Annotated in this window: 15 protein-coding genes; 10 read left to right on the top strand and 5 right to left on the bottom strand. The window is 73.8% G+C overall.

The genetic code is table 11. The features are described 5' to 3' along the window. Positions 1-45: 45 nt before the first annotated feature. The 8 genes from lxmK to FHS37_RS22110 all read left to right on the top strand — a co-directional run bounded on the left by lxmK (position 46) and on the right by FHS37_RS22110 (position 8,019). Positions 46-1,167, top strand: coding sequence for a class V lanthionine synthetase subunit LxmK (gene lxmK / locus FHS37_RS22075; protein WP_184823920.1), 1,122 nt, complete (start codon positions 46-48; stop codon positions 1,165-1,167). Position 1,168: 1 nt separating this feature from the next. Continuing rightward, on the top strand, positions 1,169-2,185 hold the full coding sequence (locus tag FHS37_RS22080; protein WP_184823922.1) for a T3SS effector HopA1 family protein: 1,017 nt from the start codon (positions 1,169-1,171) through the stop codon (positions 2,183-2,185). A 93-nt stretch (positions 2,186-2,278) separates the two neighbouring features. Then, complete coding sequence (locus FHS37_RS22085; RefSeq protein ID WP_184823924.1) at positions 2,279-2,431, top strand: LxmA leader domain family RiPP; 153 nt, start codon at positions 2,279-2,281, stop codon at positions 2,429-2,431. Positions 2,432-2,506: 75 nt separating this feature from the next. Next, positions 2,507-3,793 carry a M16 family metallopeptidase gene (locus FHS37_RS22090; protein ID WP_184823926.1) on the top strand — a complete coding sequence of 429 codons (1,287 nt, stop codon included), beginning with the start codon at positions 2,507-2,509 and terminating at the stop codon, positions 3,791-3,793. Continuing rightward, positions 3,790-5,118 (top strand): M16 family metallopeptidase, encoded by a 1,329-nt coding sequence (locus tag FHS37_RS22095; protein ID WP_184823928.1) that lies wholly within the window; start codon positions 3,790-3,792, stop codon positions 5,116-5,118. The genes FHS37_RS22090 and FHS37_RS22095 overlap by 4 nt, the downstream gene beginning before the upstream one ends. Then, positions 5,115-5,762 (top strand): flavoprotein, encoded by a 648-nt coding sequence (locus FHS37_RS22100; RefSeq protein WP_184823930.1) that lies wholly within the window; start codon positions 5,115-5,117, stop codon positions 5,760-5,762. The genes FHS37_RS22095 and FHS37_RS22100 overlap by 4 nt, the downstream gene beginning before the upstream one ends. Further along, positions 5,759-6,697 (top strand): hypothetical protein, encoded by a 939-nt coding sequence (locus FHS37_RS22105; protein ID WP_184823932.1) that lies wholly within the window; start codon positions 5,759-5,761, stop codon positions 6,695-6,697. Before FHS37_RS22100 ends, FHS37_RS22105 begins: the two co-directional genes overlap by 4 nt. A gap of 380 nt (positions 6,698-7,077) precedes the next feature. Beyond that, the gene (locus tag FHS37_RS22110) at positions 7,078-8,019 is read left to right on the top strand and encodes a GNAT family N-acetyltransferase (protein ID WP_184823934.1); all 942 of its coding nucleotides are present in this window, start codon (positions 7,078-7,080) and stop codon (positions 8,017-8,019) included. Here FHS37_RS22110 and FHS37_RS22115 read toward each other — a convergent pair. Then, positions 7,965-8,597 carry an HAD-IA family hydrolase gene (locus FHS37_RS22115; RefSeq protein WP_184823936.1) on the bottom strand — a complete coding sequence of 211 codons (633 nt, stop codon included), beginning with the start codon at positions 8,595-8,597 and terminating at the stop codon, positions 7,965-7,967. The two genes, FHS37_RS22110 and FHS37_RS22115, sit on opposite strands and share 55 nt — an antisense overlap. Before the next feature lie 69 nt (positions 8,598-8,666). Here FHS37_RS22115 and FHS37_RS22120 point away from each other — a divergent pair, with 69 nt between their 5' ends. Next, a complete protein-coding gene (locus FHS37_RS22120) occupies positions 8,667-9,296 on the top strand; it encodes a DinB family protein (protein ID WP_184823938.1) in 630 nt (209 codons plus the stop codon). Between the two features lie 178 nt (positions 9,297-9,474). Here FHS37_RS22120 and FHS37_RS22125 read toward each other — a convergent pair whose 3' ends face one another. After that, positions 9,475-9,825, bottom strand: a complete 351-nt coding sequence (locus FHS37_RS22125; protein ID WP_184823940.1) for a winged helix-turn-helix transcriptional regulator — start codon at positions 9,823-9,825, stop codon at positions 9,475-9,477. A 50-nt stretch (positions 9,826-9,875) separates the two neighbouring features. Here FHS37_RS22125 and FHS37_RS22130 point away from each other — a divergent pair, with 50 nt between their 5' ends. Next, the gene (locus FHS37_RS22130; protein ID WP_184823942.1) at positions 9,876-10,763 is read left to right on the top strand and encodes an NAD(P)-dependent oxidoreductase; all 888 of its coding nucleotides are present in this window, start codon (positions 9,876-9,878) and stop codon (positions 10,761-10,763) included. Positions 10,764-10,793: 30 nt separating this feature from the next. Here FHS37_RS22130 and FHS37_RS22135 read toward each other — a convergent pair whose 3' ends face one another. From FHS37_RS22135 to FHS37_RS22145, 3 genes are read right to left on the bottom strand one after another with little or no spacing between them, the layout of a single operon-like run. Continuing rightward, a complete protein-coding gene (locus FHS37_RS22135; protein WP_184823944.1) occupies positions 10,794-12,860 on the bottom strand; it encodes a HelD family protein in 2,067 nt (688 codons plus the stop codon). 40 nt (positions 12,861-12,900) lie between these two features. Beyond that, a complete protein-coding gene (locus FHS37_RS22140) occupies positions 12,901-13,521 on the bottom strand; it encodes a TetR family transcriptional regulator (protein ID WP_184823946.1) in 621 nt (206 codons plus the stop codon). Between the two features lie 26 nt (positions 13,522-13,547). Beyond that, on the bottom strand, positions 13,548-14,621 hold the full coding sequence (locus tag FHS37_RS22145; protein WP_229890048.1) for a phosphotransferase: 1,074 nt from the start codon (positions 14,619-14,621) through the stop codon (positions 13,548-13,550). Positions 14,622-14,800 lie beyond the last annotated feature (179 nt).

A 14,800-nucleotide genomic window follows, 5' to 3' on the forward strand; every position in this document is an offset into this window, starting at 1 on the left:
CCGCGGGTTCGTTTGACCGAATGACTTCGATGGGGGAACACGGTTATGACGGTGAACACCGTGGCGGGGGCTCCGGCCCCGGCCGCCGGGCTCGGCGCGTCGGCGGCCGTGGGCGTCCTGCTGGACCGGCTCGGGCTGGGCGCCCTGGCCGGCCCGGACACCACCACGCCGCTGGGCAGCAACCAGAGCGTGACGGGGACGACGGACGCCGGTGTGGACGTCTTCGTCAAGCAGGTGGACCCGCTGAAGCCGGATGCGCGGCAGCGGTTCGCACGCATGCGGGACTTCGAGGAGTTCGCCGCGGCCCATCCGGTCCCGGAGCTGCGCACGCCACGGCTGCTGGGCTTCGACGAGGCGGAACTGCTGATCGCCTTCAGCTGGCTGCGCGGCTCGGAGACCGGCAACGCCCTGGCCGAGGACGAGACGTTCCCGGACGAGATGGCGTACCGGACGGGTCGGGCGATCGGCAGCCTCCACGCGGTCGGTGACCGGGCGGCGGCCCGTGCGCCGCGCCCCCTGGACACCTCACCGCCGATGCTGCCGCCGCTGGCGTTCCTGGAGGCCATCCCCCTGACCACGTACGTGCTGTCCAGCGGGGCCATGCTCGACGCCTGGCGCCTCCTGCAGAACGACGGCGAGCTGCGGACGGCGCTGGCCGGACTGCGTGCGCGGGAGCGCTCGGTGGCACAGGTCCCCGCGCACTGCGACCTCCGGCTCGACCAGTTGCTCCGGCACGACGGCGACAGCCTGTACGTGTGCGACTGGGAGGAGTTCCGGCTCGCCGACCCGGCCCGGGACGTGGGCAGCTTCGCCGGGGAGTGGCTGTACCGGGCGGTGCTCGGCATCCCCGCGGGTTCGGCGGAGCGGGCACAGCTCTCGCACCAGGACATCGTCGACCGGGGGGTGAGCGAACTGGCTCGCCTGCGGGGCAAGAACACCGCCTTCTGGGCCGGGTACCGGGAGACGAGCGGCATGTCCGGGAGCGAGGCGGACGAGGTCGCGACCCGGGCGACGGCGTTCGCCGGCTGGCACCTGATCGACCGCATGATCGCCTCCGCCGAGCAGCAGTCCAGCCTGGACACGATGAACCGGGCCGCCTCGGGGATCGGCCGGACGGCATTGCTGAGGCCGGAGAAGTTCACCAAGGCCATAGGCCTGGAGGGATGAGATGACCGTCGTCGAGAAAGCACCGCAGGCCGTGCCCGTGCCGCCCGAACCGCCCGTCGTGCTCGATCCGGCCCTCACGGCGGTGCTGGCCTCGGTCTCGCTGTCACCCGACGGGACGAGCGTACGCCTCGGCGACCGGGAGGTGACGGCGGACCGCCCGCGCCGCCTGCGCCAGCGCCTGGGCACCGCGCTGTACGAGGTCTTCCATGCCGGGCACGCCTTCGGCGACAAGCCCGGCATCCTGCACCGCGACCCGGTGCTGGAGGGCCCCTTGGCCCAGGCGGTGCCGCATGCGACCACGCCGGTCGCGGCCCGCCTGCTCGACGGCCCTGTCGGCCGGCACCCCGGTCCCGGCCGAGTGGCCGTGGTCGGTGGCGTACGGGTTCGGCTGCCGGACGCGGCCCCGCCCGAGCTCGTGGGCACCCCGTCCGGGGCCGGGGACACCGTCCTGCGGATACCGACCGCGCGACCTCGGCTGTCCCCCGGCTTCTTCCTCGTGGACGGCTCCCGGGGCAGCTGCGGTCCCGGTCCGCTGCTGCGGCTGTACATCCACTTGACGGACCCTGACGCGGCCGTGCGGGTCTGGAGCGCGGTGCTCGGCTGCCTGGAGGCACTGGGCGTCCCGTACCGGTCCAAGATCACATCCAGCCGGAAGTTGCTGCCCCGACGCGACGGGCTGGTGGTCTACCTGGGCGCCGCGGCCTGGCATGCCGTCCCCGCCGTCGTCGAGGCCGTGCCCAGGGCGGACGTCGGAGAGGAGACCTCGGCCTTCGCGCACACCCTCGCGCCCGGTGTGGCCATGGCGTGGGAGCCCGACGACACCCGGCCGGGCCGGACGGGCGGCAGCTTCGGCCAGCACCGCAGTCTCGCCATCGCCGAAGGAATCGTGGATGCGGCGGCGGACGGCGACCTCTCGCGCGTGCACACGCATGTGCTCACGCGGCTGACCGAATCAGGAATTGACCCCTCCGCACCGCACCGGAATGCAAATTCCCCCAGCCTCCCCTTTTCCCATTGACCCCTCCCCGAGAATATGTAAGCATCACATTGCGCGCGGAGATCGTTTTCGTGCGACATCTCGCTCACAAATGCCGACCGGAAGGTGATTCCCATGGACGCCGTTGAGCTCTTCGAGGGTTACTCCGCCTACGCCAGCACCGAGGAGGTCGCCGCCGCCGACGCTTCGGAGGCGCCGGCCATCACGAGCACCGTGACCTCCTCCCAGGGCTGCGCGATCACCGTCAGCGCCATCTTCGGCTGCTGATTCAGGCGACTGGCCGGCGCTCCGGGCCGGGGTCTCCGGATCCCGGCCCGGAGCGCGCCACGCGGAAGGCAGTAGATGACCGACCTGTCTCCCTCCGAGTTCGTGCTGCCCAACGGCCTCCGGGTGGTCCACGACCGACACGGCCCGAAGGGCCTCGCGTGTGTCAGCGTGCACTACGGGGTGGGCTTCCGCTCCGAGCCGGAAGGCCGTAGCGGATTTGCGCATCTTTTCGAGCACCTCATGTTCCAGGGGAGCGCGAGCATAGCCCCGTCGCAACATTTTTCCGTGCTCCAGGGATCAGGCGGAACAGCAAACGCCTCGACCCGGCAGGATTACACCGAGTATTATCAGAGCGCACCGGAATCAGCACTCGAAAGAATCCTGTTCCTGGAATCGGACCGCATGGCCGCACCGAAATTCACGGAGCAGAATCTGGGCACCCAGCTCTCGGTCGTCAAGGAAGAGGTCCGGCGCAATGTCCTGGACCGTCCCTTCGGCGGCTTCCCCTGGACCGAATTGCCCGGGGTGATGTACCGGAAATTCTCGAACTCGCACAATGGATACGGCATCTTCGAGGACCTCGAGCGCGCGACGGTCGAGGACTGCGCCGCCTTCTTCGACGCCTACTACACCCCGTCCAACGCCGTGCTCACGGTCGTCGCGGACCTCCCCGAGGAGCACGTCTCCCGTCTGGTGGCGCGGTACTTCGGTGCCGTGCCCGCGCGGAACACCGCGGCCGCACCCGAACTGCCGGAGCCGCCGCCCGGCTCCGCACGCCTGCGCCGTGTCGTGGACGGCCGGACCGCGGTGCACGCCACCGCCCTCGGCTTCCGGCTGCCGTCCTTCCGTACCGATCCCCTCGGGTACGCCGCCCATGTGGTGCTCGCCGGCCTGCTCACCGGGGACGCGCCCGGCGGCCTCGCCGAAGCCGCCCGAGGCCACCGGCTCGACGTGACCTCGGTCAAGGTGCAGTGCGGCTTCTTCGCCCCCTTCGACGCGCTCGACCCGGACTCCCTGGTCGTGACCGTCCACCACGACGGCCAGGATCCCCGGTGGCTGGCCGCCTTCGTCCACCGGGAGCTGGCCTCGCTGGCAGCGGACGGCCCACACCCCGACCGACTCGTCCGTGCGGTCCGCCTGCTGCGCCTGGGCTGGGCCCGCCGCCATGCCGAGCCCCTCCAGCGAGCCCGCGCCCTGGGCGCCTTCGCCCTGCTGCACGGCCGGCCCGACCTCGTCGCCGAGGTCCCGGCGCTGTTGGCGCAGGTGGACCCCGCCGAGGTCGCCACCGCGGCCGGCCGGCTCGTGGCCCAGGACCCCGCCGCCCTCACCATCGGCCCTCCACCGCAGGACCACGCCGCATGAGCAGCCTCCGCGCACTACCGGCACCCGCCCGTTACCGCAGCCCCGCCGACCTGGCGGCCGCTGCCGCACCGCGGCCGCTGCCCCCGCTCGGATCCGACGACCGGATCAACCTGCCTGCCGCCGTGTGGCGTTCGCTGGACTGCGGCCTGCGCGCCGTCGCCGTGCGCGACCGTCACGCGGCGACCGTGGAGGTCCAGCTGCAGCAGCCGTACACACCGGCCACGCAGCGAGAGTCGGCGCTCGCGGAACTGCTGGCCGACGCGGTGCTGCGCGGCACCGACCACGAACTGCGGTCCGCCCGGACGGCGGAGTGGTTCATCAGCACCACCCACGCCGACGCGGCCGACCTCGCGGACCTCCTGCGCGAGCTCACCCTCCCCTTCACCGGGCGGACCGACTCGGCCGACCGCGTGGCGCTCGCCCGGACCCGCCTGGCGCAGCGCGCACCCGTGCTGGCCGCCAGCCCCGCCGCGACGGCACGCAACGCGCTCTACAGGAACCGGTTCGGTGCGCTCGGCTGCTTCGCCGGACTGCCCGCGCCGGACGTCATCGCCTCCCTCACCACCGCCGACGTCGAAGCGGCGAGGCAGCACATGCTGCGCCTGCCCGGCGCCCACCTGGTCATCGTCGGAGACCTGCCTCCGGACCACGTACTGGACCTGGCCGAAGCCGCGTTCGCCGGGACCGGCGCCCGGCCCGCCGAAGCGCCCTCCCCCGTCACCGGGCCGCTGCCCGCCCCGAAGGACCACCAGGTCGTCAACCGCCCGGGGGCACTTCAGTCACACTTCCTCATGTCCTTCCCGGCCGTGCCCTGGCACGACGACCGGTACGCGGCACTGGCCCTGGCCAATGCCGTCTTCGCCGGGTACTTCTCCTCCCGCCTGATGGGGCGGATACGGGAGAGCCTCGGCCTCTCCTGCCATGTGGTCTCCTTCTTCGACCAGATGCTCGGCACGCAGAGCATCCTCCTCGAAGGCACCTGCGCAACCGCCGCCACCGGCACGGTGCTGTCCGAACTGCGCGCGGAGTGCACCCGGATGGCGAGCCGGCCACCGGAGCCGTCCGAGGTCGAGAACGCACGCCGCTACCTGCTCGGCATGCTCGCCGCGCTGCGCTCCTCCCCCGCCGCCCTCGCCCAGTTCTTCTCGACGCTGTGCTGCTGGGACATCCCCCTCGACTGGGCGGAGGGCTACGCCCGCCGACTGCGGACCGTCACCACGGCGGAGGTGACGGATGCCGCCCGCCTCTTCCTCGGCCCCGGCCCCACGTCCTGCGTCGTGGTCGGCGACGCCACCGTCCTCGCCTCCGGAGGGACCTCACAGTGACCGACTTCCAGACACCCGGCGCGCCCGGCACCCCCAAAGCGGCGAATCCTTTCGCCACCCCCGCCCCGGCCCTCCGCTTCGAACGCCTGCTCCTGGTGGGCACCGGTGCACTCCACGCCTGGCAGCTCCCCACCTGGGTCAGCTGGCTGCGGATGACCTACCCCCGGCTCGCCCTGCGCACCGTCATCACCCGCAGCGCCGAGCGCTTCGTCACCCGCCAGGCCCTCACGGCCCTCAGCGGCTCCGAAACCCTTGTCGACGAGTGGCCGCGGGACGAGGGCACCGGCGCCCTCCACGTCGAGCTCGCACAGTGGGCCGACGCCGTGCTCGTCTACCCCGCCACCGTGAACTTCATCAGCCGGTACGCCACCGGCATCGCCGACACCCCCGTCCTCCTCGCCCTGCAGTGCCTCCAGGCCCCGGTCGCGGTCGCTCCCTGCCTCCCCCCGGGTGCCGACCAGAGCGAGAGGGTCCGCACGCACCTGGCCACCCTGTCCGCGCAGAAGAACGTCGTGGTCGTCCCCGCCGTCCCCGGCCGCAGCATCACCACGGGCCGCGACGACGCCGCCGTACCACCGCCCATGCCGACGGTCGTCGAACAGCTGCAGGCCAGGCACACGGCGCTGCAGGCGGAGGCGGCGTGAACCGTGTCCAGCCCGCGGCCCCCGTCCGCGACATGCGCACGGGCCGCCTCCACACCCGCGTCTACCGGTCCGGCGACCACCACCTCTGGCGCCGCGAGGTCCTCCGGGACGGCGTTCCCGCCCGCTCCCTCCCCTCGCTGCCGACCGACACCGGACTGGCACCGGCCGAGCTCGCGAAGGACGGCGCATACGAGTACCGGGTCGCCGGCGGCCTGTCCCTCGGCCACCTGCTCTGGCCTCCGACGGCTGACGCCGCACACGGTGCACCCCTCAGCCCGGCCATGACGAACACGGGCCGGGCCCTGCGCTCCCTCCACGCCCAGGGCCCCGTCCTCGCCGGCCCGGCCCCCGTCCCCCCACCCGTGACCCGTCTGGCCCGCTGGCTGCGCTCGGCCGACGACCACGCCCACCACCGCCTGACCGCTGTCCTCGGCCCGGCCCGCCTCCGCGAGCTCTCAGCCTGGTGTGACGTCCTGGTCACCCCCGCCTCGGCACCCCCGCACACACTCCTGCACGGCGAGCCCTCGGTCGGCCTGATCATCCCGTGCCCCGCACCGACCCACGCCGTCCTCCTCACCGGCGAGACCCTCTCCCACGGCCCGGCGGCCTTCGACACCGGTTGGCTCATCGGCGAGCTGGCCGAAATGGCCCGCCTCTCCGGCCCCGCTCACGCCCCGCTCTTCGCCACCCTGGCCACTGCCCTCCTCGCCGGCTACGGCCCCCTCACCTCCGACGACATCGCCCCCCTCCGCCTCGCGGCGGGCCTGCGCAGCGTCGTCCACGTCGCGGACTACGCGACGTACGTGGGCTGGGCCGACGGCCTGGAACACTGCATCGCCCTGCTTCCCGACCTGGTGGACACGTCGGGCCAAGCCGCTCTGGACGCCGTCGCCGTGTCGGCTTCGACTGCCGCTCCCGGGGCGCAACCGACGTAGCGCTCCCCCGGACCTTCACGACCCGGGTCGCGGTGCAGTGTTCCCCCCGGGCCGTCGTGAGCACCGCGTCGCCCTCCGGGGCGGCGCCCCGGCCGGCGACGTCGACTCCCGGGTGGCCGGGAAGCTGCTCGAGCACGACCGGACGGACACCGCCGAAGACGCGCTCCGCAGCGGTCTCGTCCCGCGGACGCAGCACACGCGCCGGCGGGATCCGGCAGCCCGTCACCTCCCGGACGTCCACCGGGTGGCGGTTGCGGTGGACCGAGCCGTGGCCGGAGGCGACGGTCCCGGGGTGGAGAACGGCAGCCGGGTGGGCCGCACGCTTCCCCGCCCCGGCGGAAAACCGATGCACGCGTCCACGGCGCGGGGAACCATGAAGCATGCGACCGGACGACTGGCACCTCACCGAAGACGTCGACGACTTCCTCGCCCGGGCCGGGGACTTCCTGCGCTCGCGGCCCGGCCCGCACGTCATGCAGCTGACCTGGGCCGAGAGGGTGCGCACGCGGGGGGCGGACGCGTTCGGCACCGAGGCGCCCGTCTTCGGCGTGCTGGAGCGGGCGGGCGAGGTCCGCGCCACCTTCTACCGCCTCCCGCCCCGTGCCCTGGGCCTCTCCCCGCTCACGCCCGGGCAGGCCGACTCCCTCGCCGCCCGCCTGGCCGCCCTCGGGCACTCCCCTTCCCGCGTCAGCGCGGACCACGACACCGCCACCGCGTTCGCCGAGGCATGGCAGCGGCACACCGGGACGACGCCGGAACTCCGCGACACGCGGCTCCGCCTCTACCGCCTCGGCACGCTCACCCCACCGGATCCGCCGCCGGCGGGCCGGGGCCGCGTCCTGGGCGAGCAGGACCTCGAGGAGGTCATGTTCTGGTGCGGCGAGTTCGCCGGGGCCGTCGGGGAGGACGTCTCCCTCGACGCCGGCTCCTGGGCCGGCACGCGCTTCGCCGACAAGCGCTACACCCTCTGGGAGACCCCGGACGGCACGCCCGTCTCCGTCGCGGGCATGAACCCGTTGATCGGCGGCCAGATCCAGGTGGACGTCGTCTACACCCCGGCCCGCCTGCGCGGCCGCGGCTACGCGGGCGCCGTGACGGCGGAGGTGAGCCGGGCCGCGCTGGCCGCGGGCGCGCGGGACGTCGTCCTGTTCGCCGACCTGTCCAACCCCACCAGCAACGCCCTCTACCGGCGCCTCGGCTACCGCGCGCTCACCGACTGGGCAGTGTACGACTTCGCACCGGGCGGGACGGGCGGCACCGGCCTGCCTCAGCCGTCCAGCAGGGAGCCCAACGCCCCGCGGAGGCCGGCGGGCTCGCGGTAGTGCAGGCCGGTCATCCCGAGCGCGGTCGCGGCTTCGACGTTCTCGAGCCGGTCGTCCACGAAGAGGCAGCGGTCCGCGGCGACCCCCGCCCGGCGGACCGCGATCTCGTAGATCCTCCGGTCCGGCTTGGCCACCCCCACCCGGGCGCTGCTGACGACGTGGTCCGCGAGGTCCGCCAGACCGAGCGACACCAGGTCGTCCTCCAGCTCCACGGTCGCGTTGGTCACCAGCACCAGGGGCACGTGCGCCCGTGCCCGGAGGAGCATGGCGACCACGGCGTCGTCGGCCCGGAACGGCGCCTTGGCGAGCGCCGTCCCCAGCTCACGCGCCCGGGCCTCCGGCACCTGATCCGCGAGACCGGCCACGATGGACTCCACCCACTGCTCCTCGGTGATCTCGCCGAGGAGCAGCGGGAGGTCCGTCTCCGGCGCGAACGCCACCTTCTCGGTGGTCCCCTCCGCCAGTCCGGCGGCACGTTCCAGGCTCGTCAGCTCCGTCGTGTCGTAGAAGCGGATCACGTTGTCGAGGTCGCACAGCACCGCGTCGAAGGGTCTGCCGGAGAGCTTCGAGGTCGTCATCGCCCTTGAATAGCACGCCGGTCGGGCGAGGGTGTGGAGCGAGGACCGCGCGGGCGACAGACTGGCCCCATGACCGATCCGAACCCCGTGGCCGACCTCCGCTTCTACCTGCAGTCCGCCCGCGACGCCCTGCTGTGGAAGCTCGAGGGGCTCTCCGAGTACGACGTCCGCCGCCCGCTGACGCCGACCGGCACCAACCTCCTGGGGCTGGTGAAGCACGCGGCAGGCGTGGAACTGGGCTACCTCGGCGACGCCTTCGGCCGCCCGTCCGGCGAGCCGCTGCCCTGGCTGGAGGAGGGAGCCGAGCCCAACGCGGACATGTGGGCCACCGCCGACCAGTCGCGCGAGGACGTCGTGGGGCTCTACCGCCGGGCGTGGGCGCACGCGGACGCGACGATCGACGCGCTGCCGCTGGACACGGTCGGCAGGGTGCCGTGGTGGCCCGACGGCAAGGACGAGGTGACGTTGCACCACGCCGTGACCCGTGTGATCGCCGACACGCAGCGGCACGCCGGGCACGCCGACATCCTCCGGGAACTCGTGGACGGCGCCGTGGGGATGAGGAAGGACAACGTCGGCGTGCCGTCGGACGACCCGGCGTGGTGGGAGGACTACCGCGGCCGGCTGGAGCGCGCGGCCCGGGAGGCCGGCCGGAACGCCACCCGGGACGCGGACCGGAGCGCAGACCGGAGCGCGTGACGCCGGGCGCACCGGCCGGCACCGTTCCCGCCCCGTACCCGGCCCGGCCCCGCGAGGGCCGTACACCCACTTTTTTGTGCGTACTTGGCAGCGCTCCCGCCCTGCGCGAACCTGAATGCGGCCGGCCCGCCGGACACGCGGAGACGGAGGTGACGGAGGTGACCGCGGGCGGCGGCCGTCAGGAGGCCGGCCGGGTGAGCACGGCCATCCTCTCCAGGCGGCGGTGTCCCCAGTCGGAGAGCGGGGCGAGGGCCTCGGCGAGGTCGCGGCCGAAGCCGGTCAGGGAGTAGACCGTCTTCGGCGGCAGGACGTCGTGCACCTCCCGGTGGACCACTCCGTCCGCCTCCATCTCACGCAGCGCCTGGGTCAGCACCTTCTCGGTGAGACCGGGCACCTTCCGGCGCAGTTCGGCCGGCCGGTGCGGGCCGGACTCCAGCAGCCACAGCAGCGTGGTCTTCCACTTGCCCTCGATCACGGCGATCGCGGCGGTCACCCCGCAGACGTCCGGATCGTGGCGCCGGTGCGCCATGCCGTGCCCCTTTCTTCGGCAATTACCACATACATTACGGGAGTTGAGTCATGTCCGTGCACACCGACCGGTCCGCCGTCACCGTCCTCGGGCTCGGCCCGATGGGCCGGGCGCTGGCCGGGGCGTTCCTGGACGCGGGACTGCGCACCACCGTCTGGAACCGCACGCCCGGCCGGGACGGCGAGCTGGTCGCCCGGGGCGCGGCCGCGGCGTCCTCGGCCGAGGAGGCGGTCGCCGCCGCCCCGCTCACCGTCGTCTGCGTGGTGAACTACGACGCCTCGGACGCCGTGCTGCGCCAGGACGCCGTCACCGCCGCCCTCAAGGGCCGTACGGTCGTGAACCTGAGCGCCGACACCCCCGGGCGCGCCCGGGACACGGCCGAGTGGGCCGGCCGGCACGGCATCCGCTATCTGGACGGCGCGATCATGACCCCGACGCCGACCATCGGCACGGACGACGCGGTCCTCCTGCTCAGCGGCCCCGAGGAGCTGTACCGGGAGCACCGGCCCGTGCTGGCGGCGCTCGGCGGCAGCCACACCCACCTCGGGGAGGAGATCGGCCGGGCGGCGGCGTACGACATCGCGCTGCTCGACGTCTTCTGGACGGCGATGGCCGGCTACGCGCACGCCCTCGCCGTGGCCCGTGCGGAGGGCGTGACCGCCACCGAACTCGCCCCCTTCGCCCAGGGCATCGGCGCGATCCTGCCGCCGCTGTTCGCGGAGTTCGCGGCCGACGCCGACGCCGGTACGTACTCGGGCGAGCTGAACCCGATCACCTCGTCCGCGTCGACGATGGCCCACATCGTCCACGCCTCCGAGGCCCACGGCATCGACGCGAGCGTGATGCGCGTGATCGAGGGGCAGGCCCGGCGGGTCATCGCGCTCGGGCACGGTGCGGACGGGTTCACCCGGGTCGCCGAGGTGCTCGCCCGCCGCTGAGCGGCCCCCGGGCGACCGGCACGGGCGGCCTCAGAACGGCAGGGGCCGCCCGTGCACCACGTCCAGCCGGGACACCGCCCGGGTCAGCACCACGTACAGCCGGCGCAGCCCCCGTTGCCCGTGTCCCTCCGCCTCCGCGATCGCCGCCGGTTCGACGGCGACGACGTGGTCGTACTCCAGCCCCTTGACCAGACTCGCCGGCACCACGGTGACGCGCGCGCCCAGGTCCTCCGGGCCCGCCGCCTCCACCCCCGCCCCGGTCAGCGCCCGTCGCAGCCGGGGCACGTCCGCGTCCGCCGCGACGACCCCGACGGAGCCCTCCCGCCCGAGCGCGTCCCGGACGGCGGCCACGACCGCGGCCGGGACGCCGTCCGGGTCCGGGACCTCCCTCAGGCGCACCTCCCCGTCGCCGCGCAGGGACCGCGCCGCCGGGACGTCGACGTCGAGCCGCCCGAGCAGCCGGTTGGTGAGTGCGACGACCGCCCTCGGCACGCGGAACCCGGTGGTCAGCGGGACCACGGCCGCGTCCGGCTTCCCGAGGTGCCGCAGGACCGTCGGCCACGAGCGGGCCGCCCACGGCGTGGTGCCCTGCGCCAGGTCGCCCAGCACGGTGAGCGAGCCGAAGGCTGCCCGGCGGGCGATGGCCCGGCACTCCATCGGGGAGAGGTCCTGGGCCTCGTCGACCACGACGTGGCCGTACCCGTCCGGGTGCTCGATCAGCCCGGCGACCTCGTCGAGCAGGACCAGATCGGCGGCCGACCAACGCGCCGACCGCCACGACCGGGGCGGACTCGCCCACAGCACGGCCCCCTGCTCGTCGGCGTCCAGCACCCCCTCGGCCGCGGCGGCCAACACCTCGGGACCGGCGAGCAGGTCGGCCACGACCTCCTCCGGGTGCACCCGGGGCCAGACGGCGTCGACGTACGCGGACACCGGCCGCGCCCGTTCGATCCGGCGCACCCAGACGGCGCCGCGCGGCCCGCTCCGCCGCTCGGCCCGCTCCCGCACGCACCGCACGATCCGCGCCCGCACCCGCTCCCTCCCGACCGCGTACGGCGGTTCCTCGTCCCGCACGTCCGCCACGATCCGCGCCAGCTCGTCCCCCTCGACCCGCCAGCGGTACGACCCGTCGGGCACCGCGAGGGACTCGGCGCGGTCGGCGCGCACGCGCGCGTACAGGGCCCGGCGCAGCACCTCCGCCATCCGGGCGTCGTGCTTGACGGCGGCGGCGCGCTCGTCGTCGGTGCCGGTGACCGGGTGCCGGGCGATCTCCTCGGCGAGGGTCGACTGCCGTACGCCGGTCTCGCCGAGGGCCGGGAGGACTTCGGCGATGTACGACAGGAACGTGCGGTTGGGCCCGAGGACGAGCAGTCCGCCGCGCCGGACGCGCTGCGGGTGGGTGTAGAGCAGGTACGCCGCCCGGTGCAGGCCGACGGCGGTCTTGCCGGTGCCGGGGGCGCCCTGCACGCACACGGAGACGCCCAGGTCCCCGCGGACGAGGTCGTCCTGCCCGGGCTGGATGGTGGCCGCGATGTCCCGCATGGGCCCGACGCGGGGCCGCTCGATCTCCCGGGCGACGAGAGCGCTGACCCCCGTGCCCTCCTGCGCCTCCCCCTGCCCCCGCTCCAGGTGCTCGTCCTCCAGCCCGGTCAGGTCGGTGGACTCGCCCCGGCTGCCGGGGGCCCAGCCGAACCGCCGGCGCACGGCGACGCCCTGCGGATCGCGGGCGGTGGCCTGGTAGAAGGCGCGGGAGACGGGGGCCCGCCAGTCCACGACGAGGGGCGGGGCGGCGGGGTGCTCGGTGATCCGCAGCCGCCCGATGTGGTAGCGCTGCCCGGCGTGGCCGGTGCCCGTCCGGGCGAAGTCCAGCCGGCCGAAGAACAGCGGCCCTTCGGGCAGCTCCCGCAGCTCCTCGGCCCGGCTGCGCAGGCGGTACCCGAGGACCTCGGCGTCGGCGCCGGAGGCGGAGACGTCCTCGCCGGTGAGGACCTCCTCGTCGGCGCCGTCGACCATGGCGGCGAGGGCGGAGCGGCAGCGGTCGTGGTGGGCGCGTTCCCGGGTGAGGGCGTGCGGGAGGGCGGGCTCGGGCGGCGTCATTCCACCGAGCGTACCAAATAATTTAACCGAGTTACTTTTCTTACCGAGTATCACCGACGCCGAGGCGCGGCAGCGCCGCCGCCAGCACCCCGAACGCCCGCTCGGCCGCCGCCACCGCGTCGTCCCGCACGTCCGCGACCCGCTCCCCCGCCGCGATCCGCCGCCAGTTCTCCTGCGCGAGGATCCGCCGCACGGCGATGATCTGCCCGGCGGCCAGCCGCGCGTCGAGCCCTCCGCCGAGCGCCTCGGCCAATGCGTCCTCGGACCGCTCCAGGTACCCGTACAACCGGGCGACCAGCGCCGGCGTCCCGTACAGCAGCGTGTGGAAGGCGAGCACCTCGGGGTCGTCGTTGAGCCCGGTGACCGGGTCGCACCGCCGAAGCCCGTCCAGGAAGTGCCGCCGCAACGCCTCGACGGGCGTCGGCCCCTCCCCGGCCACCCGCGCGGCCTCGTCCTCGTGGTCCGCGATCCGGAACAGGACCAGGTCCTCCTTGGCCGGGAAGTACCGGAACAGCGTCGGCTTGGAGATCTCGGCCGCGGCGGCCACCTCGGCGACGGACACCGCGTCGAAGCCGCGCTCCAGGAAGAGCCGGACGGCGATGTCCGACACGGTCCGGTACATCCGCCGCTTCTTGCGCTCGCGCAGGCCGATCTCACTCATGCGGCGAGCCTACGCAGGGCGGCGCTTCACCGGACGGCACGGGCGCGGTGCCCCGGTGCGGCGGTTCCCCGGTGCTCCCGGTGCCAGCGGACGAGCGCCGAGAAGATGTCCTGGACGGCCGGCACCCCCTCCAGACCGAGGGGCTCCACGGCGGCGGCGAACACACCGTGCAGTCGGCGGGCCGCCTGGTCGTAGGTGTCGTCACCGTCCTCCGGCGCGGTCTCCAGGGACAGGCACTCACGGATGACATCGGTGAAGACCGACTGGGCGCGCTTGTAGTCGAGCAGTTTCGGCAGGTCGGCCTCCCAACCGTCGCAGGCGCCGGGCCGGGCCGCCCCGACGGCGCTCCGCCACCGCTCGATCACGTCCGTCTCCTGCCGCTCCGGGTACCGCATCAGGTGAAGGTGCGTGGCCAGGTCGTAGAGCGGGTCCCCGATCATCGCCAGTTCCCAGTCGATGACCCACAGACCGCCCTGCGGATCGACGATGAAGTTCTCACGGTGCAGGTCGGCGTGGAGCAGGCAGAAAGGTCGTGGCGTCAGGTGCCGCAGGCGCCCTCGCAGCCTCTCGAAGGAGACCCCGTCCACGCCGAGGCTTCCGAACAGGCTCTCGAACCGCCTGGAGTTCTGCCGGTACACCCGGTGCTCGGTGAAGTGCACGAGCCGTTCGACGAATCCCCAGGTGTCCCCGTCCGAAGGCCGGTCGTCGGGCTTGCACCTGCGCCTGGCGCGCACGTCGCCCGTCCCGATGAGGGCCATCTGGTGGAAGAGTTCCGTGACGCGGTCGGCCAACGGTTCCGGAACCGCCGCACCGGCCTCGTACAGCGTTCCCAGGGTCGCCCCCTCGATGAACCGCTGCAGGTCGGCCGAGCCGGCCCGGAAGACCTCGGGGATCCCCGTGACACGGCCCCGCAGGGCGCGCAGCAGCTGCTCCTCCGAGGCGAAGCAGCGCCGGTCGAACCACAGCAGGTCACGACGCGGTTCGCGACACTTCCACCGCACCTGCTCGCCCGACGCCGTCGCATCGGGCAGCGGGAACACGTACGTCTCGTGGTGGTATCCCGTGAGGGGGCCGACGACCGCGCCCGCGTCACCGCTCATTTCAACGGCACGCCGTCGAGTCGGGGAAGCCGTTTCGGGTGACATCGCCCGTTCTTTCACCTGAGCCCGCGCCGAGGAACATGGGAGGGGGAGGCGGACCGCACTCCCTCGCGACACCGCATCGTGCCAGAAGCCGCTCGTCCCGAGGCCGTCACCCCTGTCACTCGCCCAGGCGACGC

Source organism: Streptomyces griseomycini, assembly GCF_014203535.1.
Lineage (GTDB): Bacteria > Actinomycetota > Actinomycetes > Streptomycetales > Streptomycetaceae > Streptomyces > Streptomyces griseomycini.

What these genes read in the sequence shown, in the direction of transcription:
- FHS37_RS22145 (WP_229890048.1), bottom strand. Translation starts at nt 14,621, where the DNA reads ATGAGCGGTGACGCGGGCGCGGTCGTCGGCCCCCTCACGGGATACCAC.
- FHS37_RS22140 (WP_184823946.1), bottom strand. Translation starts at nt 13,521, where the DNA reads ATGAGTGAGATCGGCCTGCGCGAGCGCAAGAAGCGGCGGATGTACCGG.
- FHS37_RS22110 (WP_184823934.1), top strand. Translation starts at nt 7,078, where the DNA reads ATGCGACCGGACGACTGGCACCTCACCGAAGACGTCGACGACTTCCTC.
- FHS37_RS22095 (WP_184823928.1), top strand. Translation starts at nt 3,790, where the DNA reads ATGAGCAGCCTCCGCGCACTACCGGCACCCGCCCGTTACCGCAGCCCC.
- FHS37_RS22085 (WP_184823924.1), top strand. Translation starts at nt 2,279, where the DNA reads ATGGACGCCGTTGAGCTCTTCGAGGGTTACTCCGCCTACGCCAGCACC.
- FHS37_RS22120 (WP_184823938.1), top strand. Translation starts at nt 8,667, where the DNA reads ATGACCGATCCGAACCCCGTGGCCGACCTCCGCTTCTACCTGCAGTCC.
- lxmK (WP_184823920.1), top strand. Translation starts at nt 46, where the DNA reads ATGACGGTGAACACCGTGGCGGGGGCTCCGGCCCCGGCCGCCGGGCTC.
- FHS37_RS22080 (WP_184823922.1), top strand. Translation starts at nt 1,169, where the DNA reads ATGACCGTCGTCGAGAAAGCACCGCAGGCCGTGCCCGTGCCGCCCGAA.
- FHS37_RS22130 (WP_184823942.1), top strand. Translation starts at nt 9,876, where the DNA reads ATGTCCGTGCACACCGACCGGTCCGCCGTCACCGTCCTCGGGCTCGGC.
- FHS37_RS22135 (WP_184823944.1), bottom strand. Translation starts at nt 12,860, where the DNA reads ATGACGCCGCCCGAGCCCGCCCTCCCGCACGCCCTCACCCGGGAACGC.
- FHS37_RS22090 (WP_184823926.1), top strand. Translation starts at nt 2,507, where the DNA reads ATGACCGACCTGTCTCCCTCCGAGTTCGTGCTGCCCAACGGCCTCCGG.
- FHS37_RS22125 (WP_184823940.1), bottom strand. Translation starts at nt 9,825, where the DNA reads ATGGCGCACCGGCGCCACGATCCGGACGTCTGCGGGGTGACCGCCGCG.
- FHS37_RS22115 (WP_184823936.1), bottom strand. Translation starts at nt 8,597, where the DNA reads ATGACGACCTCGAAGCTCTCCGGCAGACCCTTCGACGCGGTGCTGTGC.